This is a genomic window from Psychroserpens sp. SPM9 (assembly GCF_025153525.1).
GTDB lineage: Bacteria > Bacteroidota > Bacteroidia > Flavobacteriales > Flavobacteriaceae > Psychroserpens.
Window position 1 is genome coordinate 94,458 of sequence record NZ_JANZNR010000004.1, and the last position, 23,553, is coordinate 118,010.

Annotated in this window: 21 protein-coding genes and 1 other RNA gene; 13 read left to right on the plus strand and 9 right to left on the minus strand. The window is 34.9% G+C overall.

Features of this window, described 5'->3' with window-relative positions; translation table 11 throughout:
- Positions 1–47: 47 nt before the first annotated feature.
- The 4 genes from N4270_RS09400 to N4270_RS09415 form a co-directional block, all read right to left on the minus strand.
- Positions 48–779: a carboxypeptidase-like regulatory domain-containing protein gene (locus N4270_RS09400; protein ID WP_260096804.1), complete on the minus strand. Its 732-nt coding sequence runs from the start codon at positions 777–779 to the stop codon at positions 48–50.
- A gap of 92 nt (positions 780–871) precedes the next feature.
- Positions 872–1,261, minus strand: coding sequence for a thioesterase family protein (locus N4270_RS09405; RefSeq protein WP_260096806.1), 390 nt, complete (start codon positions 1,259–1,261; stop codon positions 872–874).
- 31 nt (positions 1,262–1,292) lie between these two features.
- Positions 1,293–2,060, minus strand: a complete 768-nt coding sequence (locus N4270_RS09410; protein WP_260096807.1) for a carboxypeptidase-like regulatory domain-containing protein — start codon at positions 2,058–2,060, stop codon at positions 1,293–1,295.
- Positions 2,061–2,143: 83 nt separating this feature from the next.
- The gene (locus N4270_RS09415; RefSeq protein WP_260096808.1) at positions 2,144–3,175 is read right to left on the minus strand and encodes a glutaminyl-peptide cyclotransferase; all 1,032 of its coding nucleotides are present in this window, start codon (positions 3,173–3,175) and stop codon (positions 2,144–2,146) included.
- 87 nt (positions 3,176–3,262) lie between these two features.
- Here N4270_RS09415 and ffs point away from each other — a divergent pair.
- The 4 genes from ffs to fsa all read left to right on the plus strand — a co-directional run bounded on the left by ffs (position 3,263) and on the right by fsa (position 5,563).
- An RNA gene (gene ffs, locus N4270_RS09420) (signal recognition particle sRNA small type) lies at positions 3,263–3,361 on the plus strand.
- Between the two features lie 151 nt (positions 3,362–3,512).
- Positions 3,513–4,316 carry an SDR family oxidoreductase gene (locus tag N4270_RS09425; protein ID WP_260096810.1) on the plus strand — a complete coding sequence of 268 codons (804 nt, stop codon included), beginning with the start codon at positions 3,513–3,515 and terminating at the stop codon, positions 4,314–4,316.
- A gap of 45 nt (positions 4,317–4,361) precedes the next feature.
- Positions 4,362–4,781 carry a hypothetical protein gene (locus N4270_RS09430; RefSeq protein WP_260096812.1) on the plus strand — a complete coding sequence of 140 codons (420 nt, stop codon included), beginning with the start codon at positions 4,362–4,364 and terminating at the stop codon, positions 4,779–4,781.
- Between the two features lie 128 nt (positions 4,782–4,909).
- Positions 4,910–5,563, plus strand: a complete 654-nt coding sequence (fsa, locus tag N4270_RS09435; RefSeq protein ID WP_260096814.1) for a fructose-6-phosphate aldolase — start codon at positions 4,910–4,912, stop codon at positions 5,561–5,563.
- Between the two features lie 75 nt (positions 5,564–5,638).
- Here fsa and N4270_RS09440 read toward each other — a convergent pair whose 3' ends face one another.
- Positions 5,639–7,087, minus strand: a complete 1,449-nt coding sequence (locus N4270_RS09440) for a hypothetical protein (RefSeq protein ID WP_260096815.1) — start codon at positions 7,085–7,087, stop codon at positions 5,639–5,641.
- A gap of 180 nt (positions 7,088–7,267) precedes the next feature.
- Here N4270_RS09440 and N4270_RS09445 point away from each other — a divergent pair, with 180 nt between their 5' ends.
- Positions 7,268–8,893, plus strand: coding sequence for an ABC-F family ATP-binding cassette domain-containing protein (locus tag N4270_RS09445; protein WP_260096816.1), 1,626 nt, complete (start codon positions 7,268–7,270; stop codon positions 8,891–8,893).
- 34 nt (positions 8,894–8,927) lie between these two features.
- Here N4270_RS09445 and N4270_RS09450 read toward each other — a convergent pair whose 3' ends face one another.
- The gene (locus N4270_RS09450) at positions 8,928–9,167 is read right to left on the minus strand and encodes a DUF2007 domain-containing protein (RefSeq protein WP_260096819.1); all 240 of its coding nucleotides are present in this window, start codon (positions 9,165–9,167) and stop codon (positions 8,928–8,930) included.
- A gap of 264 nt (positions 9,168–9,431) precedes the next feature.
- On the opposite strand from N4270_RS09450, the gene katG reads away from it, so the two are divergent.
- Complete coding sequence (katG, locus tag N4270_RS09455; RefSeq protein ID WP_260096821.1) at positions 9,432–11,666, plus strand: catalase/peroxidase HPI; 2,235 nt, start codon at positions 9,432–9,434, stop codon at positions 11,664–11,666.
- A gap of 77 nt (positions 11,667–11,743) precedes the next feature.
- Entirely contained in the window at positions 11,744–12,214 is a 471-nt protein-coding gene (locus tag N4270_RS09460) for an ankyrin repeat domain-containing protein (RefSeq protein ID WP_260096822.1), read from the plus strand.
- Positions 12,215–12,261: 47 nt separating this feature from the next.
- Here N4270_RS09460 and N4270_RS09465 read toward each other — a convergent pair whose 3' ends face one another.
- The gene (locus N4270_RS09465; protein ID WP_204345390.1) at positions 12,262–12,900 is read right to left on the minus strand and encodes a peroxiredoxin; all 639 of its coding nucleotides are present in this window, start codon (positions 12,898–12,900) and stop codon (positions 12,262–12,264) included.
- A 106-nt stretch (positions 12,901–13,006) separates the two neighbouring features.
- Positions 13,007–14,482: a Na+/H+ antiporter NhaC gene (nhaC, locus tag N4270_RS09470; protein WP_260096824.1), complete on the minus strand. Its 1,476-nt coding sequence runs from the start codon at positions 14,480–14,482 to the stop codon at positions 13,007–13,009.
- A 100-nt stretch (positions 14,483–14,582) separates the two neighbouring features.
- Here nhaC and N4270_RS09475 point away from each other — a divergent pair, with 100 nt between their 5' ends.
- The 3 genes from N4270_RS09475 (at position 14,583) to N4270_RS09485 (ending at position 20,224) form a co-directional block, all read left to right on the plus strand.
- Positions 14,583–15,605, plus strand: coding sequence for a metal-dependent hydrolase (locus N4270_RS09475; protein ID WP_260096826.1), 1,023 nt, complete (start codon positions 14,583–14,585; stop codon positions 15,603–15,605).
- A gap of 218 nt (positions 15,606–15,823) precedes the next feature.
- Positions 15,824–17,263: a tetratricopeptide repeat protein gene (locus tag N4270_RS09480; RefSeq protein ID WP_260096827.1), complete on the plus strand. Its 1,440-nt coding sequence runs from the start codon at positions 15,824–15,826 to the stop codon at positions 17,261–17,263.
- Between the two features lie 132 nt (positions 17,264–17,395).
- Positions 17,396–20,224 carry a tail fiber domain-containing protein gene (locus N4270_RS09485; RefSeq protein ID WP_260096828.1) on the plus strand — a complete coding sequence of 943 codons (2,829 nt, stop codon included), beginning with the start codon at positions 17,396–17,398 and terminating at the stop codon, positions 20,222–20,224.
- Here N4270_RS09485 and N4270_RS09490 read toward each other — a convergent pair.
- Positions 20,221–21,438, minus strand: a complete 1,218-nt coding sequence (locus N4270_RS09490; RefSeq protein WP_260096829.1) for an aminotransferase class I/II-fold pyridoxal phosphate-dependent enzyme — start codon at positions 21,436–21,438, stop codon at positions 20,221–20,223. The genes N4270_RS09485 and N4270_RS09490 overlap by 4 nt on opposite strands.
- A gap of 188 nt (positions 21,439–21,626) precedes the next feature.
- Between N4270_RS09490 and N4270_RS09495 the strand changes: the two genes are divergently transcribed.
- From N4270_RS09495 to N4270_RS09505, 3 genes are read left to right on the plus strand one after another with little or no spacing between them, the layout of a single operon-like run.
- Positions 21,627–22,088, plus strand: a complete 462-nt coding sequence (locus tag N4270_RS09495) for an Lrp/AsnC family transcriptional regulator (RefSeq protein WP_260096831.1) — start codon at positions 21,627–21,629, stop codon at positions 22,086–22,088.
- Positions 22,089–22,110: 22 nt separating this feature from the next.
- Positions 22,111–22,737, plus strand: coding sequence for a CPBP family intramembrane glutamic endopeptidase (locus N4270_RS09500; protein WP_260096833.1), 627 nt, complete (start codon positions 22,111–22,113; stop codon positions 22,735–22,737).
- 45 nt (positions 22,738–22,782) lie between these two features.
- Positions 22,783–23,553, plus strand: a complete 771-nt coding sequence (locus tag N4270_RS09505; RefSeq protein ID WP_260096835.1) for a LuxR C-terminal-related transcriptional regulator — start codon at positions 22,783–22,785, stop codon at positions 23,551–23,553.

The window sequence follows — 23,553 nt, forward strand, 5'->3', positions numbered from 1 at the left end:
CTTTTGAAGTCATCTTTTAGTATGAAAACTGAAAATTTAATGAGAAACTAATCTTTTTGTGATTCTGTTAGAAGCTCGTTAAATGCTTTACTATGTGTAAGAAGTGAATCTAAAAGCATAAACTGATTGTCTTTGGAGAGCAATGACAGGTTTAGATGTTGCGCAGTAAGGTATTCGAAAAAAAGGTATTCATAAGTTTCTTGAATATGCAATTCGTCACGTAGCATCTTTTGGGTAAAAAAAGAGTTGGTTTCAAATAATGTTATAAAATCTGAAGTCTTAATTACTGGTGTTTCAATTGTTTTTCTTTTGAAGAGTTTACCAATAGCTGTGGCGAGTTTTAATAAATCGAGTGTTGGTTGTAAATTTTTACCACTTCCAAACATACGTTCTTTAAAAGCAATTTGTCCATGCTTAGCCGTTGTGTTTGAAAAAGCTAAGGTATCAAATTCTTTTTCGTTCACTTTAGTAATTTCTACTTCGTCTAGTTCGTTCGTGATTTTTTTTAGTTCAAAAACCACTTCTTGGCCAAAGTGCTTTTGATCAATAACTATGGTTTGTTCAGAATGAAAATAAGAACTTACTACTAAGGAATCATTGAGTTTGGCTTCAATTTCGAAGTACCCCTTAGCATTAGAATAGGTAAGGATGTTTTGGGTTTTATTAACGAGTTTAGCACCAGCGATTGTGGCTTCGGCGTCATATACGTAACCTTTAACAGTTTGAGCACCTGATAAAACAGGAATAATAAAAAACAGAAATAGTTGTAGCTGTTTCAAAATAATTGAGATGGTTGATATCTCAAATTAAGTCAATTTTGAGTATAGACTTGCCTTCGTTAAGAGAATTTAACAACAGTTTTAATGTTATTTTAACTAAAAAGTGTTTTTATTTCTGAAGGAATTCGGGTGGGTTTATGAGTCTCGTAAGACATAAAGCACCAAATGGTTTCAGAGGAGGCGAGGAGCTTTTGAGTTTTAGAATTGTAGATTTCGACCCGTCTTACAGATTTGACACTTTCAGTTTGAATTACAAAGGTTTTGAGTGTTAAATGGTCTCCAAGAACAGCTTCAGCTTTGTAGTGAATATGGTGGCTTATCATCACCCAATAAAACTGGCTTCTAATTGTTTCGGGAGATTTTAAAAGCCAATGTGCTTCAGCAATATCTTGAACCCATTGTACATATCTTACATTGTTAACGTGTTGTCTCGCATCTAAATCGGCTTGTGTTACACTAAGCTCTTGCTCGTAAATTTGCATGCATCTTTTATTGAAAACTTAAAAGTAGCTATTATTTTTTCCTTCTGAAAATAGAAGAGAGTTTATATAAAAATTGTCCGACATTAGTGCGTTCAATAGTTCCGTTTTTGACAAGCTGACGTTTTACTTTTTTGAGTGACCTTTTTGGAGTTTTTTCGATGATTATTTCGCCAGTTATATCCATATCGAGTTCTACAAGTTGGATGTTGTATTGATTAGAATCTGTGATTTTAAGTTCTGTTCTATCATAACCAAGAAAAGAAAACACTAAAATAGCTTCCTTATTTACTTTTAAACTAAAGTGCCCATTATGGTCTGTTATAGTGCCTTGAGCGGTACCTTTAATAACCACGTTTACACCTGAGATAGCTAAGCCATTTTCGGCATCAATAACACTGCCTTTGACTATTTTTTCATTAAGAACAGATACAGCAATTTTTCCTCTTATTGTGTCTAATTGAGAGGTGTTTGTCATTACAATTTTTGGCTTGCCTTGAGCTAGGACTTCTTGGGTGCCTAAACTTAAAAAGGCAAAAAGGGTAGAGGCAACATACGATAAATAGTTGTTTTTTTCTTTTCGGTTGCGTACCAGTTCCCGATTGAGTTGTGTTGATTTAAATCGGCCGCAGAGTTTGTCTTCCGACAGAAAAGTTTTTACAATTTGCTCATCGGTTGCTAATGTAAAATCAAAAACTGTTTTTTGACATGAAGCACAATGGCGTCCTTTTTCTTGAGGTGTCATGGCATTCCAGTCTTCATGACAAGGGTTTGGGATATTGATATGTATAGCTGTTCTCATGGTTCAAAGAACCAAAAGAAGCTGTTTATTTAAAAGTAGAAATGAGTAAAGTAGAGGTTTGAATGCGTGAACGTACCTAAGTGTTATTTTTCAAACACTTCAACTTCAAAAAGTTTGTCCCAACGTTTTCCGGTTACAAAAATGGTTTGCGTCTCTGGATTATAAGCAATACCGTTAAGAACATCTAAGCCGTTGTGTTGTGTTACTTTATCTCTGAGTGGTGAAAAATCAATAACGCCTTCTACAGCACCATTTTTAGGATTTATGATGGCAACACCATTATATTGATAGCGATTGGCATAAATTTTTCCATTAATCCATTCTAACTCGTTAAGGCCTTTAACGTTTCCTTTGTCTCTATACGCTTGTATTTTGTCTTCTTCAACCAGTGTTTCAGGATTTAGTAGCCAAATTTGATCGGTACCATCAGATTTATAGATGACTTTTCCGTCGTTACAAATGCCCCAGCCTTCTTTACTTTTTCCGTAGGTAAAACTGCTGGTTTTCTCAAAGGTATTGACGTCATAAACAAAGCCTATATTTTCTTGCCATGTCAATTGATAAATTTGGTCGTTCATAATCGTTAAGCCTTCAGCAAAGTATTGATTAGCCAGGTCGATATTTTGTAATATTTCTCCGGTTTTGTAATCTACTTTCCGCAGTTTTGACTCCCCATATTGTCCTGTGCTTTCGTATAATTCGCCATTATGAAATTCTAATCCTTGTGTGTATGAAGTAATGTCATGAGGATATTCATTAATCACTTTATAGCCATAAACTTTTGGAGTGGTATTGTTTAGGATAGTAATTTTGGTTGAAATCTCTTCCGAAGTATCACCATGAGTTACGGTGGCTTTTAGAGTTTGTAGTCCTAACTTTTCGTCAGCGAGCTTAAACGTTGCTTCAACGGGTTGCCCATTAAGGGAATAATGGATAGCTGAAATGTCTAAACCTTTCGGATTTTTTATTGAAAGCTTGATGGTTTCGCCAAGTTTTACCACATTATTTTTGGCATCAGTCGTAATAGATAAGCTTGTTTTTTGCGTTCCAGAATTACCACATGAGATAATGGTGATGCTTAAAATGGTGATTATGAAAGTTTTAATTGCCTGCATTGTGAATGTAATTTTGACGCAAGTTATTTAATAAAATTCAGTTTAAAAAATCATTGCAAAACTATTAAAAGATTGTATCTTTGCGGTCGGCAAGTCCTACACAACCAGCTCCTGCTTAATCCTCCAGGTCGGGAACGAAGCAAAGGTACGCGGTCGTAGCGGTGTGATGTAGGTAGCTTGCCTTTTTTTGTACCCAAAAGTTAGATTTTTAAAAGGGCATTAAGTCAAAATCTTTTATTTTGGATTCCCAGTGAAGATCAGGATATTTTCAAATGAAGTACTTAGCTTCTTTTTCATTTTAAATTGTACTTTTGAAACTAAATGAGTCAAGTAATGTATGTCTAAAGTTGTTTTAATAACGGGTGGTTCTTCAGGAATTGGAAAGTCTATAGGAGAGTTTCTTTCTCAAAAAGGATATGTTGTTTATGGCACAAGCCGATCTCCAGAGCGTTATCCAGATTCTAAAATTAAACTAGTCGCTTTAGACGTTGCCGATGGTGATAGCATTAGTGCTGCTATTCGCTCGGTTATTGTAACTGAAGGGAAATTAGATGTTTTAATCAATAATGCTGGCGCAGGAATCACTGGGCCAATTGAAGAAATTCCAAACGAAGAAATCCAGCGGAATTTTGACACCAATTTTTTCGGTCCTATTAACGTCATTAAATCGGTGTTGCCACAAATGCGTGAGCAAAATTCCGGACTCATTATTAATGTCACTTCAATTGCAGGTTATATGGGATTACCCTATCGTGGTGTTTATAGTGCGAGTAAAGGTGCGCTTGGTTTGATAACAGAGGCTTTTAGAATGGAAATTAAAGATTTTAATATCCATATGACTACGCTGGCACCAGGCGACTTTGCGACAAATATTGCTGCTGGACGTTATCATGCGCCAATACTAAACGGATCGCCTTATGAGACTCCTTATGGTTCCGTTTTGAAAGCTATTGATGCCGATGTAGATAGTGGTGATGACCCAATCATGGTGTCGCATATGATTTATAAAATCATCAATACGTCAAATCCGAAGGTACACTATAAGGTTGGGGCGCTTATGCAAAAATTCTCTATCGTTTTAAAGCATCTCTTGCCAAGTAAGGTTTATGAAAAGTTACTATTAAATCACTACAAGTTATAGTTTCGGTACATTTTTTGAGGATTGCTTTTACAAGCATTCATCACTATGAAACAATTACGACCACTACTATTAGTTTTAAGCCTTTTTACAGTCACCAGTTGTGAAGATTTTTTAGACTGTGTTATTAATCGCCGACCAGAATTACCAGATAAATCGTTTCGATTAGGTGTTGTAAACTCATACTATTATGATGAATTTGACGCCCAAATTAAAAATGAGCCCAGAGATAATGATTATGGCTACGAGTTTGAAATTCATGGTGATCTTCCTGAAGGTTTATCTATGATAGTAAATTATAGAACCGTTTCTATTGAAGGCTTGCCTACACATCCAGGTACCTATTCATTTACAGTTGTTCTCTATGTAAATCCGCCTATTAATTATGATGCTGATACAGATACGTATGATGATCCGTTGTGTTCTGAGTCGACTTCAAAAGACTATACTATTAGGATTGATGACTAAGCTTGGTATTGTTAATATTATTTTATAATAAGTTCTTCAGAAGGTGTGATAATATTGTAAATTCGTGCTCATAAAATTAAAACACAACTATAGGTTTCCTTTTCTAAGGAAATAAAAACAAATTTTCTATGAAATTTTTTATTGATACAGCTAACCTTGACCAGATAAAAGAAGCTCAGGATTTAGGTATTTTAGATGGTGTAACTACCAATCCGTCGTTAATGGCAAAAGAAGGTATTACAGGTCATGATAACATTATGAAACACTATGTTAACATTTGTAATATTGTTGATGGCGATGTTTCCGCTGAAGTCATTTCAACCGATTTTGAGGGTATGATTAGAGAAGGCGAAGCGCTAGCCGATTTACACGATCAAATTGTGATTAAATTACCAATGATTAAAGATGGTGTTAAAGCTTGTAAATATTTTTCTGATAAAGGCATCAAAACAAATGTGACTTTGGTGTTTTCACCAGGTCAAGCCTTATTAGCAGCTAAAGCAGGTGCAACGTATGTGTCGCCATTTATTGGTCGTTTAGATGATATTTCTACAGATGGCTTAAATCTTATTGCCGAAATACGAATGATTTACGATAATTATGGTTTTGAAACCGAAATATTAGCAGCTTCAGTGCGTCATACAATGCATGTTATTGATTGTGCTAAGCTTGGTGCTGATGTGATGACTGGACCACTAAGCTCAATCGTAGGATTATTAAAACATCCTTTGACAGATATTGGTTTAGAAAAGTTTTTAGCAGATTACAACAAAGGAAACTAGTTAAAATACTACCTTTATTATAGAATAAACTCTTGATTAGAAATAGTCAGGAGTTTTTTTATGACTCTTCAAGAATTACTTAGCGGTATACGTTAATGGCATGGCTTGTTTTGCTACTAAAGCCTTTTCAATTTGTTTCTCAATATTATCACTGAACAAATCAGCATTAGAACAAACAATAGTCCCTTTTTCATTAACAATTAAGACTCTTTGAGAATACGCTATAGCAAATGTTTTTACCGCTTTGTTTGGGTTTTTAAACATGTATTCATTTTCTGTAGGAAACTTCAAGAGTTTAAGCGTTTTTTTCCACGACTGAATATCCATATCGTTAATATTGATGGCAATAAAATTTACTTCAGGAAATCTGGCTTTCAGACTTTTCATCATGTAATGATTATTTCTGTAACTCCATTTAAAATTAGAAGACCAGCAATAAATTACTGTTGGTTGCTTGATAACCGAATGTAAATCCAATACCTTATTATCAAAATTAACAATCTCAAGACTCGGAATTATATTCCCAGGATACAGATTAATTGTAGAAGTGACCAAATCACTTATATATTGATTATTATCTTCATCGGTACTTTTCTCGAGGTAAGCTGCCAACATGCTTTTCGACTTTTCGGCATTATCACTATTAAAAATAAACTCGCGAGTAGCATACATCAAAACATAGTTTTTAATAGTCTTGTTTTGAATCACACTATCTATCATCGTGAGTTTATCCATATTATAATCTAATGCATGTCTGTTAAACGCTAGGTGTGAACCGTCGTGATAATATTTTTGAAGCCCAATATTTTGAAAATGCCAAAGTAAAAAACGGTTGTATGAATATAAACCACTTAGGCTTTCATCATTAAAATCTATTTCAGAACGGTAATCGTAAAACCCTTCAGGTAAGTCTTTAACATGAATAAGTTGATTATTTCCAAAATACCCAAAAGGATACATTTCCTTGTATGCGTAATAGTCATAATTGATGCTGGCATTTGCTATTTTAAGAAAGAGCGGAGAAACCTCATGGATAGCTTTAAACCGTTCTAGGTTGGCCAGCTTGCGTTTTTTTTGTTGCTTGACATGAACCTCAAATTCTTCAGGTTCTAAACGTTGAAGCTTATTAAATTTTTTGTTTTCACTTTCATCGTTTAAAAAGGCTCTGATGAAGTAATTGTTTTTATGAGAACCTTCGCCTGTATATACTAACGACTCATCAAAATCGTTGGTGTTAAGTCTAAATAAGATACTGTCATTAGGCTCGATAAGTAAGGTTTGATACTCGCCACCATGTGTAAATGAATACAGTCCCGATTTTAAGTTTTTAATTTTGTAGATAAACCTGTTTTGATTGTCTAAATAGATGGTATCACGCTCAGATTCATTACTATAAATGGTTACGTAATTGTTGTTCGGATTAATAATTTCACCACCAAAATAAGCAACAACTCCATCATCAGTATGGGAAGAACAACCCAAAAAAAAGGTTGATATAAAAATTGCAACTATGTAAAATTTCATAGGTATAACGATAATGTAGGTCTTTACTATTTGTAACAAAAATAAAACTTGCAGATAGTATCTCTTGTTAATACGTTGTTAAATGTTGATTTTACTGTAATTTGGCTGTAAAATAAGCCGCTTAAGTTTCTTTCAATGGATGGAATTTTCTACTTTTGCAAAATATTTAAAACACGCATTATGTTATCAGTTTCAAATCTTTCAGTACAGTTCGGAAAACGAGTTCTTTTTGATGAAGTCAATACGACCTTCAATAATGGGAATTGCTACGGAATCATTGGCGCCAATGGAGCCGGAAAATCAACGTTTTTAAAGATTCTTGCAGGGAAACAGGATCCTACTTCTGGTCATGTTCATTTAGAACCTGGTAAACGTATGTCGGTATTAGAACAAGATCACAACTTGTATGATGAGCATACCGTTTTAGAGACCATTATCATGGGGAATAAGCCCTTGTTTAAATTGAAATCTGAAATCGATGCGCTTTATGCCGATTATACTGATGAAAATGCTGAGAAAATTGGAGAGCTACAAGTTGAGTTTGAAGAAATGAATGGCTGGAATGCCGATAGTGATGCTGCTGCAATGTTATCAAACTTAGGTATTAAAGAAGAGTTTCATTATACCTTAATGAAAGATTTAGACGGTAAACAGAAAGTCCGTGTCCTTTTAGCTCAAGCCTTATTTGGGAATCCAGATGTGCTTATTATGGATGAGCCTACCAACGATTTGGATTATGAAACGATTTCTTGGTTAGAAAACTTTTTAGCAAATTATGACAACTGTGTGATTGTTGTATCGCATGATCGACACTTTTTAGATGCAGTTTGTACGCATATTTCTGATATTGACTTCGGAAAAATTAATCACTTCTCAGGAAACTATACCTTCTGGTATGAATCCTCTCAGTTGGCAGCAAGACAACACGCGCAACAAAATAAAAAGGCGGAAGAAAAGAAAAAGGAATTAGAAGAATTTATCCGACGATTCTCTGCTAACGTTGCCAAGTCAAAACAAGCCACTAGCCGAAAGAAAATGATCGATAAATTAAATATCGCAGATATCAAGCGTTCTAGCCGTCGTTATCCTGCTATCATTTTTGAACGTGACCGTGAAGCTGGAGATCAAATTTTAAATATTGAAGGTTTAGCTGCTTCTTTGGAAGGTGACGTGTTGTTTAGTAATATTGATATCAATTTGAATAAAGGAGATAAAGTGGTTGTCTTTTCGAAAGATTCAAGAGCTACTACAGCGTTTTATCAAATTATAAATGATAAAGAAAAACCAGATGCTGGAAAATTTTCTTGGGGTGTTACAACCACACAATCTTATCTTCCTTTAGATAACAGCGACTATTTCAACAATAATTTAACCCTTGTAGATTGGTTACGTCAATGGGCTACAACCGAAGAAGAACGTGAAGAGGTTTATATACGCGGATTCTTAGGTAAGATGATTTTTAGTGGAGAAGAAGCTTTGAAAACCTCAAATGTACTTTCTGGAGGAGAAAAAGTACGTTGTATGCTTAGCCGAATGATGATGGTTAGAGCTAATGTGTTAATGCTCGATGAACCAACAAACCACTTAGACTTAGAAAGTATTACAGCTTTTAATAATTCTTTAAAAAACTTCAAAGGGACTATCTTATTTACAACGCATGATCACGAGTTTGCTCAAACCGTTGCCAATAGAGTTATAGAATTAACACCTAGTGGAGTTATTGATCGTTATACAACATTTGATGAGTATATGAACGATAAGAAAATTAAAGAGTTACGTGAAAAAATGTACGCAGTTACTGCCTAAGTAATCGCATTTTAGCACTTATAAAATTAAATTCTTATTGAGATTCTAGTTCTTCTTTGATACTGGCAATAATCCCTTGCGCTTGCGTTAATTCTTCATCACTTACGTAAAGCTCTTGGTAGCCTTGTATGGAAGCGCCAAAACCTGCTAGTCTACCAGATTCTGATTCGTCTTTTATAATCGGATTTATTCCTGCGCTTTTTAAACGATCCATCGCTAATTGAACAATAATAAAATTTCCTGAAAATATCTTGGTATAAGTTGAGTCTGACATAATATTGAATTTTGAGATTAATTATTGGACGTATAATCGAGATATAAGTTACAATAAAAGTACCACTTATTTTGATTTAATTGAAAGTAAGTCATTCCAAAATTTTAGATTAGATAAATGATTTAATTTGTTTTAGCTATGATTTTTTTGTTTTAAATAAATTTTGTCAATATTGATATAATATATTAATATATTTCCGTTCGGGATTAGCACTATTTTTTTCTAACTTTATAGAATCGAAAATCATCTAAAAACAATATAATTATGGATAACAACACTCATCCACATTCTGATGGGAATGCTTGGGAAATTAATGATTCAGGCGCTGGACAATGCCCTTTTTTAAGTGGAACACAAAAAAAAGCTGCTGGTGGCGGAACAAAAAACCGAGACTGGTGGCCCAACGAATTAAAACTAAATATTTTACGTCAACATGCGCCAAAGTCTAATCCCTTAGGTGAAGATTTCGACTATGCTAAGGCTTTTAATAGTGTTGACTTTGCAGCTTTAAAACAAGATGTTCTTGATTTGATGACAGACTCTCAAGATTGGTGGCCTGCCGATTATGGTCACTATGGCGGATTTATGATACGTATGGCATGGCACAGTGCTGGAACCTATCGTGTAGGTGACGGAAGAGGTGGTGCTGCTTCAGGAAACCAAAGATTTGCGCCTCTAAATAGTTGGCCAGATAATGGAAACTTAGATAAAGCACGATTGTTACTTTGGCCTGTTAAAAAGAAATATGGTAATAAGATTTCTTGGGCAGACCTAATGATTCTCGCAGGGAATTGCGCCTTAGAATCTATGGGCTTTAAAACGTTTGGTTTTGCTGGTGGGCGAGAAGATGTTTGGGAGCCAGAACAAGATATATACTGGGGAAGCGAAACAGGATGGTTAGACAATGACGAACGTTATGATACCAGTGACGGTGATTTAGAAGGGCATTTGGGAGCTGCTCATATGGGATTAATCTATGTGAATCCTGAAGGTCCTAATGGGGATCCAGATCCTTTAAAATCTGCCCATGATATTCGTATAACGTTTGGTCGTATGGCGATGAATGATGAAGAGACTGTCGCATTAATTGCTGGTGGTCATACCTTCGGAAAGGCTCACGGAGCAGCAGATGCAGAAAAATATGTAGGTATAGAGCCTCATGGCGCCTCTATAGAAGAAATGAGTACTGGTTGGAAAAACACATTCGGTACAGGTGTTTTAGATGATACCATTACCAGTGGATTAGAAGGTGCCTGGACACCAAGTCCAACACGTTGGGATGATGAGTATTTTGATGTCTTATTAAATTATGATTGGGAATTAACCAAAAGTCCTGCTGGTGCTCATCAATGGACACCAACGGCAGCTTCTAATGCGAAAATGGCTCCTAAAGCTGGAGACCCAAACGGACGACAAGCTCTAATGATGTCTACGGCAGATATGGCTTTAAAAATGGATCCTGGTTTCTTAGAGATTTCTCAGCGTTTTCATAACGACCATAAAGCCTTTGAAGATGCTTTTGCCAGAGCATGGTATAAACTAACGCATCGTGATATGGGACCAATCCATCGTTACCTAGGTCCTGAGGTACCTAAAGAAGAATTATTATGGCAAGATCCTGTTCCTACAGTTGATTATAAGTTGTCAGATGCTGATGTGTCTGCTCTAAAAAAGATGATTTTGGCTTCCGGACTTTCAGTGTCTCAATTGGTAAAAACAGCTTGGGCTTCAGCATCTACTTATAGAGGGTCAGATATGCGTGGTGGTGCTAATGGTGCACGCATCAGATTAGAACCTCAAAAAAGCTGGGAAGTGAATAACCCTTCAGAATTAAACAAAGTTTTAGCAGTGCTTGAAGGTATTCAAAATGAATTCAACGGAACAATTTCTATGGCCGATTTGATAGTCTTAGCTGGTGTTGCAGGCGTAGAAGAAGCAGCTAGCAAAGCAGGACATCAAATTGCTGTACCATTTACGCAAGGTAGAGGTGATGCTTCTCAGGAGCAAACAGATGTTGAATCCTTTGGTTATTTAGAGCCTTTAGCTGACGGATTCAGAAATTATATGAACTCTAAATTAGATGTGGCTGCTGAAGATTTACTAATTGATCGCGCCAACCTTTTAACATTGTCTATTCCTGAAATGACTGCTTTAGTGGGCGGATTACGAGTATTGGGAGCTAATTATGATAATTCTAACTATGGTGTATTTACAGATAAGGTCGGACATTTAACCAACGATTTCTTTACCAACATTCTTGATTTCACGTATACGTGGCGTGCAACGTCTGAAGATGATACCATTTTTGAAGGACGCGATCGCAGAACAGGAGACGTTAAATTTAAAGGAACACGAGCAGATTTGATTTTTGGTTCTAATACCGAATTGCGAGCAGTTTGTGAAGTATATGGTGCAAATGATGGCGAAGAACGATTCGTTAAAGATTTTGTTGCCGCTTGGACTAAAGTGATGAATTTAGATCGTTTCGATTTAAAATAATCTGAAAATTATAACTGTTTAAAGGAATGAGTGCTACACGACAACTCATTCCTTTTTTTAATTTTAAAGCTTAAACGATGAACACCATAGAACTTTTTTTTGAAGCTATAAGAAATAAAAACCAGGTAGCAGTTGTGTCGATGTTAACTCATAATCCAGAATTAGTAAATACTAAAGATGGTAGAGGTTTTACACCGCTTATTTTTGCAACGTATTTTGATAACGAAGCGGCTGCAAAAACGTTAATAGAGCATCACGCCGAACTGGATGCTAAAGATAGTACAGGCAATACGGCATTGATTGGTGTGTGTTTTAAAGGCAATGAAAAACTAGCTACATTATTGATTGACAATGGCGCAAACATTAATGCGACAAACACAATGGGAACAACACCTCTGATTTTTGCAACCATGTATAATAAAGAAGCTGTCATTAAATTACTTTTAGATAGAGGTGCCGATAAATCCTTAAAAGATAATGAAGGTAAATCGGCTTATGATCATGCTTTAGACAAACAATTTAAAAACCTGTTAGAACTATTGAAATAAAAAAAGCCACTCTTTTTGAGTGGCTTTTTTTTAGTTATGAACTTGAATTAGTTCACGTGCTTTTCTAAAAATTCAGCAACACCTTCATGAGTCGCTTCCATTCCTGATTTTCCTTTGTTCCAGTTAGCTGGACAAACTTCTCCGTTCTCTTCTACAAACTGTAATGCATCAACCATACGTAACGCCTCATCCACATTTCTACCTAATGGTAAATCATTTACGATTTGATGACGAACAATACCTTCTTTGTCAATTAAAAATAAGCCACGGTAAGCAACTAATTCTCCATCAGCTTGTAACATATCGTTTTCGTCATAAAAATAATCTCCTGCCAAAACATCATAGTTTTTAGAGATTGTTTTATTGGTGTCGGCAACTAAAGGATAAGTGATGCCTTTAATACCACCTTGATTTTTTTCCATTTGTAACCAGCCAAAGTGTGATTGTTCAGTATCAGTTGATACAGCAATAACTTCAGTATTTCTAGATTTAAATTCTTCTAATTTTTCTTGAAATGCGTGTAATTCTGTCGGACAAACAAAAGTGAAATCTTTTGGATAAAAGAATAACACAACATGTTTCTCTCCTACAAATTGATCCAAAGAAAAATTGTTTACAAATTCGCGACCATTTACTACCGCTTGTGCATTAAATTGAGGTGCTTTTTTTCCTACTAATACAGCCATTTTTTAATTTATTTTTTTGAGTTAAAATTTAAATTCGGCTGCAAAGATATGTATTGCTATACGATTAACAATGAAGAACTATTTTAAATAATTATAGACTGATAGTCTATGCCAATTTACCTGAGATTTGTCTGATTTTGATTCGGAAAGCAGCAAATAATAAAGTTGTAAACGGACTTAACCAATTAAATATAGCATAAATAAAATATTCACCAACACCAACACCTAAAACTCCAGATTGGTAGGCACCACAAGTATTCCAAGGAATAAGCACCGATGTTACTGTACCAGAATCTTCGAGCGTTCTACTTAAGTTTTCGGGAGCAAGACCTCTGTCTTCATAAGCTTTCTTAAACATTTTTCCAGGAATTACAATGGCGAGATATTGGTCTGATGCAGCAATATTCAAACCTAGACAACTCGCGACCGTAGCTGCAAATAGTCCGAAGATAGAAGTCGCTATAGATAATAAAGCTTTTGTGATCTTAGATAAAGCACCAATCCCATCCATGACGCCACCAAAAATCATGGCGCAAATAATAAGGTAAATAGTCCAGAGCATACCTTTCATCCCACCAGCAGCAAATAAATCATTTAACTTGATGTTTTCTGTGACAATAGCAGTATCTGTAAAAATGGCATTAGTAAGGGCTCCAATTTTGGATTCTGATAGCGTTGTTAAAATTTCAGGCTGAAAAATAAATGCAAAAATGGCAGCTAACACAACACCAGCACCTAAAGCAATCAAGGGTTTTGTTTTCATTAATATAAGCGCAATTACAGCGCTTGGCACTAAAAATAGCCAGGGTGAAATATTAAAAGTATGATCAATAGAACTCAATAAATCACTGATATCTGCATTACCTGAAGTTTCAATAGTTGCACTTAAAATTGCAAATACAATAAGGGTTACGATTATGGTTGGCACAGTAGTTAGTGTCATATATCGAATATGTGTAAATAAATCGGTTCCAGCCATAGCAGGCGCAAGATTTGTTGTATCGCTTAGAGGCGACATTTTATCTCCAAAATAAGCACCAGAAATCACAGCGCCAGCAATCATTCCTGGGTGAACCCCAAGAGCAGTTCCAATTCCAATAAGCGCAATACCTACGGTTGCTGAGGTCGTCCATGAACTTCCTGTAGCAATAGAAATTATGGCGGCGATAATTACAGAAGCGGGTAAAAATATGTCAGGACTTAATACTTGTAATCCATAATAGACCATTGCTGGAATTACACCACTCACAAGCCAAGTACCTGCTAGCGCACCAACAAGAAGCAAAATCATAATAGGCACAAAAACACTCTTTAAATTTTCCCATATTTCTGTGAGAATTCTACGGAATGGTACTTTATTAAAAAAACCAACAATAGCTGCAACAAGACCTCCAAGAAGTAAAATAATTTGATTGGTGTAAGTGCCAAACCATTCTTGATCTTCAACAAATAAGATATTAAAAGCCAATAATCCTATTAAAATCACGACAGGAATCATAGCTTCGAAGAAACTAAGTTCCTTGTTTTCAATGATGTTTTGATTATTGGCTTTAAATTCTGAAATGTTATTATCGTCGCTCATTTGAATTTAGTTAGAGTTAGTCTTGTAATGTTACAATAATGTTGGCTATTCTGCAAATCATAATTGTTCCGTACTTTAGCGCTTCAATAGTCAAAATCTAATGGATTCATTAACTCAGATTGTTTTAGGAGCGGCTTGTGGCGAAGCTGTTCTAGGTCGGAAAATAGGAAATAAAGCCTTATTGTTTGGAGCCATTGGTGGCACAATACCAGACCTTGATGTATTTTTTGGAAGCCTTTTCTTTAACAATGAAATTGATGCTATGCTCTTTCACAGAGGGTTTATGCATTCACTGTTGTTTTCGGTTTTAGCGGCTTTTTTATTAGGTTGGCTGGTGCACAAGTTCTATGATTCAGGTAAGCGATTAGAATCGACCACCAGAAAAGACTGGATACTCTTATTTTTATGGGCTTTAGGTACACATCCTATTTTAGATTGTTTTACACCTTATGGCACTCAGTTATTGGCGCCATTTTCAAATTATCGCGTTGCATTTAACAATATTGCTGTAGCCGATCCGTTGTATACGCTTCCCTTTTTAATTTGTATCATTATTTTGATGTGTTATAAACGTCAAAGTGATAAGCGTCGCTTTTGGTTAAAATGTGGGATTGGTATAAGTTCTGTGTATATGGTGTTTACCATTTTTAATAAGATCCATATTGATAATGTATTTCAACAATCATTAGCTGAAAAGGGAATTTCTTATGAACGTTTTAGTGTTCAACCTTCCATACTGAACAATATTTTGTGGTATGGTATTGCTGAAACTGAAGCAGACTATCATGTTGCTTTTTACTCGTTGTTTGATACTGCTGATTCATTTTCGGAATGGAAAATACTTCCGAAGCAAAGAGCCTTAACACCAGAAAAATATCAAGATATTAAAGACTTAGCCTGGTTTAGTAATGGGTATTATAACGTAGAACAATTAGCAGGGAATGATTATCTCTACAAGGATTTAAGATACCCACTTGTTAAAACAAAGACTGGTTATAAAGCAGTTTTTAATTTGAAACTTTTTAAAACCGAAGACCGATTAGATATGAAGCCTTTTGAACCTCAAATTGATGATTTTAGTGATACTTTGTCGACGCTTTGGGAACGTATGAAGGGTATTTAAATGGTGTAATTGTGGTAATGTTATTACTTAGATATTCTGGTATCATTTAATATTTTAAGTATATTAGTTTGAGAATAAAGCTATTAACACATATGTTTTGCCAACTAAAACTTAAAAATGCTAAGAAAAAAATAATATTTAGTTTTTGTTTACTAATATCATTTTTTGGAATTAGCCAAACTTCTGAACATCAAATTAAACAAGCCTTAACTGAATTTATGACAACTGATAATCCAAGAGAAGGGATTAACAACTTGCTTTCATTTAAAGATGTAGTAGAAGAAACCAGCGACTCACTACAAGGTCATTTTTATCTTAATTTGGGAATTGCTTACGGACAAGTAAATCATGCGGATTCCTCTTTTTGGTATCTGGATAAAGCTGAAAAAATTGCTCAAAATACCCATTCAGACTTTTTGTTGGCAATGGTGAACAATACACGTGGTTTGGTTTTTATGGGAAAAGCTGAATACGAAGCCTCTTTAGATGCCTACCAAAAAGTTATGAAAATAGCTGAAGGTAAAAATGAGCCTAAACTCAACGACGTTTTAAGCAAAACATATGGAAATTTAGGAGGTGTGTATTATCAACTAGGTCAAATAGATAAAGCCTTAGAAACGACCAAAAAATGTTTAGCGCTTTCTGAAACGATTCAGGACACAACAGATATGGCACTCAATCATTTACGGTTGGCAATGGTGTACAATGATTTAAATGAACTAGACAACGGAATCAATCATTTAAATAAAGCTCGGGGATTCTTCAAGAATCTTAATGACCCAACAATGTTAGTCTATGCTGAAACTAATCTTGGAAAAATATTTCTGAAAAAACATTTACTTGATAGCGCTTATTCTCATTATGAGCAGGCTCATAAATTTGCTAAAGTTTTAGGTGATCAAGAAGAGTCTATTACGACTTTATTGGCTATGGCAAATGTTAGAATTGAACAACTTAAATTAACTGAAGCTGAAAAATTTGCAAAACAGGCACTCGATAAAGCGTCAGCTAACGGATTTGCAAATAGTGAGCAAAAAGCCTACGATTTACTTTATAAAATTGCACTAAAAAATAACAAGTCAAGCGAAGCATTAGAATATCTCAATGCATCTATTGTACTTAAAGATTCGCTAAGTAATGTTGAAGTGAAAGCTCGTGTAGCTGCATTGGAAGCTCAGTATGAAACAACTAAAAAAGAGAAGGAAATCCAAAAGCTTACTTATGAAAGTCAATTAAAAAGCGCCAATTTGATAAAAGCTAGGAATGAAAACATAATGCTTATTATTGGTGGATTAGCCATTATTAGTATGCTAATCCTCTTCTTTACGATAAAACATAAAAAAGAAAAAGCAGAACGTATTGCACAGACCTTACAAGTTGAAGCATTACAAAAACGATTCATGGAGCTTCATAGCAGTCCGTCTGAACTTTCTGTAGATTTGAATATGGACGAGTTGAATCAAAAACTTCAAACCCCTCTTACTGAACGAGAATTTGAAACACTTAAACTTTGTATTGCTGGTAAAACGAATACAAATATTGCAGAAGATATGTTTGTTACAGTAAGTACTGTAAAGTTTCATTTACGAAATGCGTATAGTAAACTAGGCGTGAATAATAGGAAAGAAGCATTTCAATACATGTTAGAGTCTACTTGATTGCATGATTTTATATAGTTGAAAATCAATAATTTAAAATATGTTTTATAAATACTAACCCATAAGGTTAGGCACTATTTAAAAATAAAAATGCAGTTTTATTGCATGAGTCTATTTTTAGTTAATTCATTTATGAAACAGATATTGTTAATCGCATTTTTTTGCATAGTATGTACTTATAGTTTGTGTGCTCAAGTGGGAATTGGAACTACAAATCCTGAAGCGTCTTCAGTTTTAGATATTAATTCAACCGATAAAGGTGTATTAATCCCTAAAGTAGCTTTGTCAGATGTTGCAGATACCATGTTAGATGGTGTAAATCCAGCAGCTACAGGGTTGCTTATTTTTAACACAAATCCAGGAACTACAGGAGGTTCAGGTGTTGGTTTTTACTATTTTAACGGAACTGTCTGGGAACGTTTAGTAACGTCATTAACAGCAACAGATGATCATGACTGGTATGAGGAAGGCACAGCAGATGCTCCAGATAATATTTCTGATGATAAATATACGCTCGGAAATATAGCTATTGGTAAAAACACAGCAGATTATCCGTTAGATATTAGCAGTATTACGTCTGAATATGGTGCTTATCTTTTATTAGGAGGTACTGATAATAATGTGAGAAGAGGTTATACTTCGAATATTACCAATTCTGGAAATGGAAGGCAATATGGGTTTCAAGCCACTTTAAGTGGCAACGGAACTAATGTGCATACGGGATTTCATAACTATTTGTCGGGCTCTGGAGGTGGAGCTCAATTAGGTGTTTCTACAGTAATCAATAATAATGGTGCTGGTAGTCATTTTGGAGTGGATAATATGTTAAGTGGTTCGGGATTGGGAGAACAATTTGGAGTAAGAAACAGAATCACAAATAACGGTAATAACTTGCACTATGGAATATATAATTTGCTATCAGGAACAGGAAACGGTGAGCAATATGGGCATTATAATTTTATTGATAACACTGGTGCAGGTATTCATTATGGCTCTTATAATTTACTATCAGGATCTGGTTCTGGTATTCAAATAGGTGATTATTCAAGGATTGATAATTCAGGAAACAATACGCACTACGGCGAATTTATTCGTTTGAATGGCAGCGGTTCGGGAACTCATAACGGAACTGAAATTCAATTATCAGGCACAGGCTCTGGAGCACAATTAGGAACTATAAATGTAATTGATAACAGTGGTAACGGCTTGCATTATGGATCCTATAATGTATTAAGAGGAACTGGAACTGGAACGCATTATGGTAACTGGACAAGGCTTCAAAGCATAGGAACAGGTAATCAAATAGGATTTTACGCTAATATCAATAATACAGGAGATGGAGAACATTATGGTCTTTATTCTGAACTTGAAGGAAATGGAAACGGAATTCAATATGGCATTAGGAATGAAATCACCAATTCAGGTTCAGGAATACATTATGGCTCATATAACTCTTTAACAGGAACTGGAGCAGGTGAGCAAACGGGGAACTATACAACGATAACTAATGATGGAAACGGTACTCATTATGGTTCAAGACATATAGTGAGCGGCTCGGGAAGTGGTAGTCATATTGGAACTTATAATCTACTTACAGGAGTGGGTCAAGGAAATCATTATGCTGTTCAAAATAATATTGGTAGTTCAAGTAATTTTAATAAGTACGGCGTATCAAATGATATTTATAGCTCTGGAAATGGCTCTCATTATGGTATCTATAATGAATTGAGTGGGTCGGGAAACGGCGCTAAGTTTGGTGTGTATAATCGAATGATATCAGGTGCTGGCGGCACCCATTATGGCGTGTTTTCTGAAGCATTAAAATCAGGAAGTTATGCTGGTTACTTTTTAGGAAATGTTTCCATAGGTACTGCTCCAGGCAATCGATATATCATGCCAGCTTCAAGAGGAACTGCTAATCAGGTGATGCAAACCGATGGTGCAGGTAATGTAAGTTGGGCAACCTTGAGTACGCCTACAATAGCAGCAGCTAACGGACTCAATACATTGGGAAGTACTGTGCAATTAGGTGGTGCACTCAATCAAGATACGACCATCACACATGGTATTTATTCATTAATACATAACCTAAATAGTGCAGGTGATTTTATTGTTCAAAGTGCAGGACTCAATCATTTTGAAGTCAGAAATAATGGAAATACTTATTTTGGAGGCGATACCCAATGGTATGACGAATCTATTTCAGGTACCATTTTAGCAAATTTGTTCGATATTAATGATGATGCTAATTTCTACCTTTACAGTAATGGAATTGTACAGCACTATATGTCTACTACAGGAAATACGGTTTTTAACGATCAAGGTCTTGCCTCTAATAATTTTATTGTTGAAAGTGATAATGAACCTTATCTTTTCTTTGTGAGAGGAAATCTTGACAGAATAGGCATTATGACGACAGCTCCTTCACATGATTTAACAATCAAGCAATCCAACACAACACAAGCTAGTGCTGGTGGATTAGCTTTAGAACATCCTAGTAATACTGATGAGTGGAAAATTTACCATAGCGGAACACATCTTTCATTTGCTGAAAATGGAGTGCGAAGAGCTTATGTCGAAGCTGGTACAGGTAGTTACTTTGTTACATCAGATAAGCGATTAAAGAAAAATATTTTACCAATGACAGAGGTAATGCAAAAATTGAATACCGTCAATACCTATACGTATCAGTATAAAGATCAGCAAATCGACGCTTCTTTATCAGCTGGATTTATGGCGCAAGAATTAATGGATATTTTTCCAGACGCTGTTAAATTGAATGAAGAAGGATTCTATGGTGTTAACTACAATTATTTTACGGTTGTAGCCATAAAAGCTATTCAGGAACAACAGAATGAAATCGCTACATTAAAAGCGCAAAACAACACCTTGGAAACCAAACTCGAATCACTTCAAAACGAAATTGAAGTGATTAAAAATGCTCTAAAAAACAGCAATTAAAAAACGGCTTCTTTCTCTAAAATATCAAGTGCTTCCATACATTCTCGCATCATTTGATAGGTACGTTCAATATCGGCATCTAAACCAATTGAAAAACGAATTAAACCATCACTCAATCCCATTTCAGCTTGTTCGTCTTCAGGAATTTCAGAAGAGGTTGAACTTCCAGGCGCAGAGAATAAGGTTTTATAAAATCCTAGACTAACCGCAAGATAGCCCAAGTTTTTTTCTTGCATCATTTCCATTAACGCATTGGCTTTATCTAATGAACCAACATCAATTGTCAACATACCACCAAAACCGTATTTTTCATTCATCATCGATTTAAATAAATCATGAGATGGGTGAGACGCCAATCCAGGATACACTGTTTTCAATCCGTCTTGTTCAAATTTTTCAGCTAAAAAAGCAGCGTTTAAACTGTGTTGCTGCATACGAATATGTAAGGTTCTCAAATTCTTTAATACAGAAGCCGAACGCAAACTGTCCATAGTAGAACCTAATAACATCGAAGCACCATCATTAACATTTCTTAAATCGTTAATAAATTCTTGTGTCCCACAAACAACACCTCCTACAGTGTCACTAGAACCATTGATAAATTTGGTCAAACTGTGAATCACCACGTCGGCACCTAATTTTGCAGGCGAAATAGATAAAGGTGAAAAGGTATTATCAACAACTAATTTTAGGTTATGACGTTTAGCGATTTCAGATAAACCTTTAATGTCTGCTACTTCTAATAACGGGTTGCTCACCGATTCACAATATAAAACTTTGGTGTTTTTGGTGATGGCAGCTTCAACCACATCCAGTTTTGTAATATCAACAAATGAGGTTTCAATATTAAAGCGAGGTGTAAAGTTTTTTAAGAAAGCATACGTTCCTCCATAAATTGTTCGGCTTGAAACAATGTGGTCACCAGCGCCACAAAGCTGCATTAAAACAGGAGTAATCGCTCCCATTCCTGAGGCCGATACATTGGCTGTTTCGGTACCTTCCATGGCAGCTAACGCTTCTCCAAGATATAAGTTTGAAGGGGAGGAATGACGTGAATATAGGTAGCAGCCATCAGCATTACCTTCAAAGGTATCAAACATGGTTTTTGCCGAAAGAAATGTATAGGTTGATGAATCAGAAATTGAAGGATTCACACCTCCAAATTCTCCGAAATATTGTAAGTCTTGAATGTTATTAGCTGGTTTAAAAGCCATTAGTTTCTAATTTAGAAGGTTACTTGTTTGGTAAACCTGGTTTATATTACTTCAAATGTCGCTGTATTTAGATTATATATCAATCAAATAATAATTATTTAGAAAATAAAACTATATAAATTGGTTTTTATGGTTATTTTTGTGATGGTTATTGAGTTTCAAATATTTAATCTGAAAATTTTTCAATCATGATACAATTAGACACAATCGATAAAACCTTGTTGGGTTTACTTCAAAAGGATAGCAAGCAAACCAATAAAGAATTGTCTCATAAACTCAACCTTTCTGTGACTGCAGTTTATGAACGCATTAAAAAATTAGAACGCGAAGGTGTTATTTCAAACTATGTAGCACTTATCGATAAAAAGTCTGTAGATAAAGCATTTGTTACGTTCTGCAGTATCAAATTATCTCAGCATACTAAAGATTATGTGGTGAAGTTTGAAAAGGAAGTGACCAAATTAGACGAGGTATTAGAGTGTTATCATATTAGTGGAGACTATGATTACTTACTTAAAGTTATTGTTTCAGATATGGATGAATTTCGAGAGTTTATGGTAAAAAAACTCACAACGATTAGTCATATTGGTAGTACACATAGTGCCTTTATGATTAATGAAGTGAAGCATACTACTGCACTAAGTATTTAATGCAAATTGGTTACCTTTAGATATGCAATCTGTATCGTATAAGCTTTCCGAATTTTTTATCATATTTATTTTGGTGCCAGTCAGTTTTGCTGTAGAATATCCGCTTTTTATAAAGATGATTATTGGGCTTTTAGGCTTTTTATATGTTGTGTTTGTACTATTGCGTATTGAAAAAAACAAATTTAAAATCGCTCAAAACCTTAACTGTAAGCAGTTTATAAATCAAACTTTAATTCAGCTGACAGTAATTGCTATCCTTACTTCGCTTTATATGTGGATTGTCGATCCGCCAAATTTGTATACTGTGATTATAAACAAACCCTTATTATGGTTGGTAATTTTATTGGTATATAGCATTTTTTCAGTGTATCCGCAAGAATTGATTTACCGAACCTTCTTTTTTCAACGTTATCAATCCTTATTTAAAAGCAAAACAGTATTTATCATTTTAAATGCGGCTTTATTTTCTTTGGCGCACTTATTTTTTAGAAACGGACTGGTTATGATACTGACTTTTATTGGCGGAATTTTATTCGCACTAACCTTTCAGAAAACTAAGTCCACACTTTTAGTATCTGTTGAACACGCTATTTATGGTTGTTGGTTATTTACGGTCGGAATGGGGAACATGTTAGGTTTTCCTAGTTGAAAAAAATCTATTACATTTATAATTCTATTAATTAGGAGCCTCATAATGAAATACGATCAGATTAAAGACTTGTATAAAACCATATTTAAGTCTTACGATAAACCTTCACTAAAAGAACATATTAATAAAATTTTAGAACTCGATAATTTTTTGCCTTACAGTTCTACATTTTTTTGTGTAACTAATACTCAAGATTTAACTTTTGAGTTTATAAGCAAGAATTTTAATGCTTGTTTGGGTTTAGATCCTATTGAGATGAAAACGAAAGGCATGCGTTATTTTTGGAGTAGAATTCATCCCGATGATATCGAAGGCTGGTTAACAGCACTAAACAAACTTATGGAATTTACTTTGGGAGAAATTTCAGAAGACTTGAGGGAGCGTGCTAATTATACTTGGAATTTTAGGTTTAAAAATGCAGATGATGTCTATGTAAATGTCATTCAAAATACAACACCATTAGCTTTTGACACTGATGGAAAGCCTATTATCGGACTCGCACATTACACTATTTTGCATCCAAATATTAAAATGGAAATTACAGCTTCTGCAAAATTATTAAATAGCCAAAACGAATACGAAACCATCTATTTTAATAACTTTTCTCAAAAACTATTAAACGAAGGAATTAGTAATAGGGAACGCGATGTTATTAGGTTATTACTCTTAGACTATTCGAGTAAAATCATTTCAGAAAAATTAAATATTAGTCCGCATACAGTCGATACCCATCGAAGAAATATTCTCAAAAAATTGAAAGTTTCCTCTACTGGTGAACTTGTTGGAATGTTAAAAAGAAACCAGCACTTCCTTTAA

Bases quoted from the DNA above. Each gene is read 5' to 3' on its own strand.
- N4270_RS09405 (WP_260096806.1), bottom strand. From the start codon at position 1,261: ATGCAAATTTACGAGCAAGAGCTTAGTGTAACACAAGCCGATTTAGAT.
- N4270_RS09410 (WP_260096807.1), bottom strand. From the start codon at position 2,060: ATGAGAACAGCTATACATATCAATATCCCAAACCCTTGTCATGAAGAC.
- N4270_RS09415 (WP_260096808.1), bottom strand. From the start codon at position 3,175: ATGCAGGCAATTAAAACTTTCATAATCACCATTTTAAGCATCACCATT.
- N4270_RS09425 (WP_260096810.1), top strand. From the start codon at position 3,513: ATGTCTAAAGTTGTTTTAATAACGGGTGGTTCTTCAGGAATTGGAAAG.
- N4270_RS09430 (WP_260096812.1), top strand. From the start codon at position 4,362: ATGAAACAATTACGACCACTACTATTAGTTTTAAGCCTTTTTACAGTC.
- fsa (WP_260096814.1), top strand. From the start codon at position 4,910: ATGAAATTTTTTATTGATACAGCTAACCTTGACCAGATAAAAGAAGCT.
- N4270_RS09440 (WP_260096815.1), bottom strand. From the start codon at position 7,087: ATGAAATTTTACATAGTTGCAATTTTTATATCAACCTTTTTTTTGGGT.
- N4270_RS09445 (WP_260096816.1), top strand. From the start codon at position 7,268: ATGTTATCAGTTTCAAATCTTTCAGTACAGTTCGGAAAACGAGTTCTT.
- N4270_RS09450 (WP_260096819.1), bottom strand. From the start codon at position 9,167: ATGTCAGACTCAACTTATACCAAGATATTTTCAGGAAATTTTATTATT.
- katG (WP_260096821.1), top strand. From the start codon at position 9,432: ATGGATAACAACACTCATCCACATTCTGATGGGAATGCTTGGGAAATT.
- N4270_RS09460 (WP_260096822.1), top strand. From the start codon at position 11,744: ATGAACACCATAGAACTTTTTTTTGAAGCTATAAGAAATAAAAACCAG.
- N4270_RS09465 (WP_204345390.1), bottom strand. From the start codon at position 12,900: ATGGCTGTATTAGTAGGAAAAAAAGCACCTCAATTTAATGCACAAGCG.
- nhaC (WP_260096824.1), bottom strand. From the start codon at position 14,482: ATGAGCGACGATAATAACATTTCAGAATTTAAAGCCAATAATCAAAAC.
- N4270_RS09475 (WP_260096826.1), top strand. From the start codon at position 14,583: ATGGATTCATTAACTCAGATTGTTTTAGGAGCGGCTTGTGGCGAAGCT.
- N4270_RS09480 (WP_260096827.1), top strand. From the start codon at position 15,824: ATGACAACTGATAATCCAAGAGAAGGGATTAACAACTTGCTTTCATTT.
- N4270_RS09485 (WP_260096828.1), top strand. From the start codon at position 17,396: ATGAAACAGATATTGTTAATCGCATTTTTTTGCATAGTATGTACTTAT.
- N4270_RS09490 (WP_260096829.1), bottom strand. From the start codon at position 21,438: ATGGCTTTTAAACCAGCTAATAACATTCAAGACTTACAATATTTCGGA.
- N4270_RS09495 (WP_260096831.1), top strand. From the start codon at position 21,627: ATGATACAATTAGACACAATCGATAAAACCTTGTTGGGTTTACTTCAA.
- N4270_RS09500 (WP_260096833.1), top strand. From the start codon at position 22,111: ATGCAATCTGTATCGTATAAGCTTTCCGAATTTTTTATCATATTTATT.
- N4270_RS09505 (WP_260096835.1), top strand. From the start codon at position 22,783: ATGAAATACGATCAGATTAAAGACTTGTATAAAACCATATTTAAGTCT.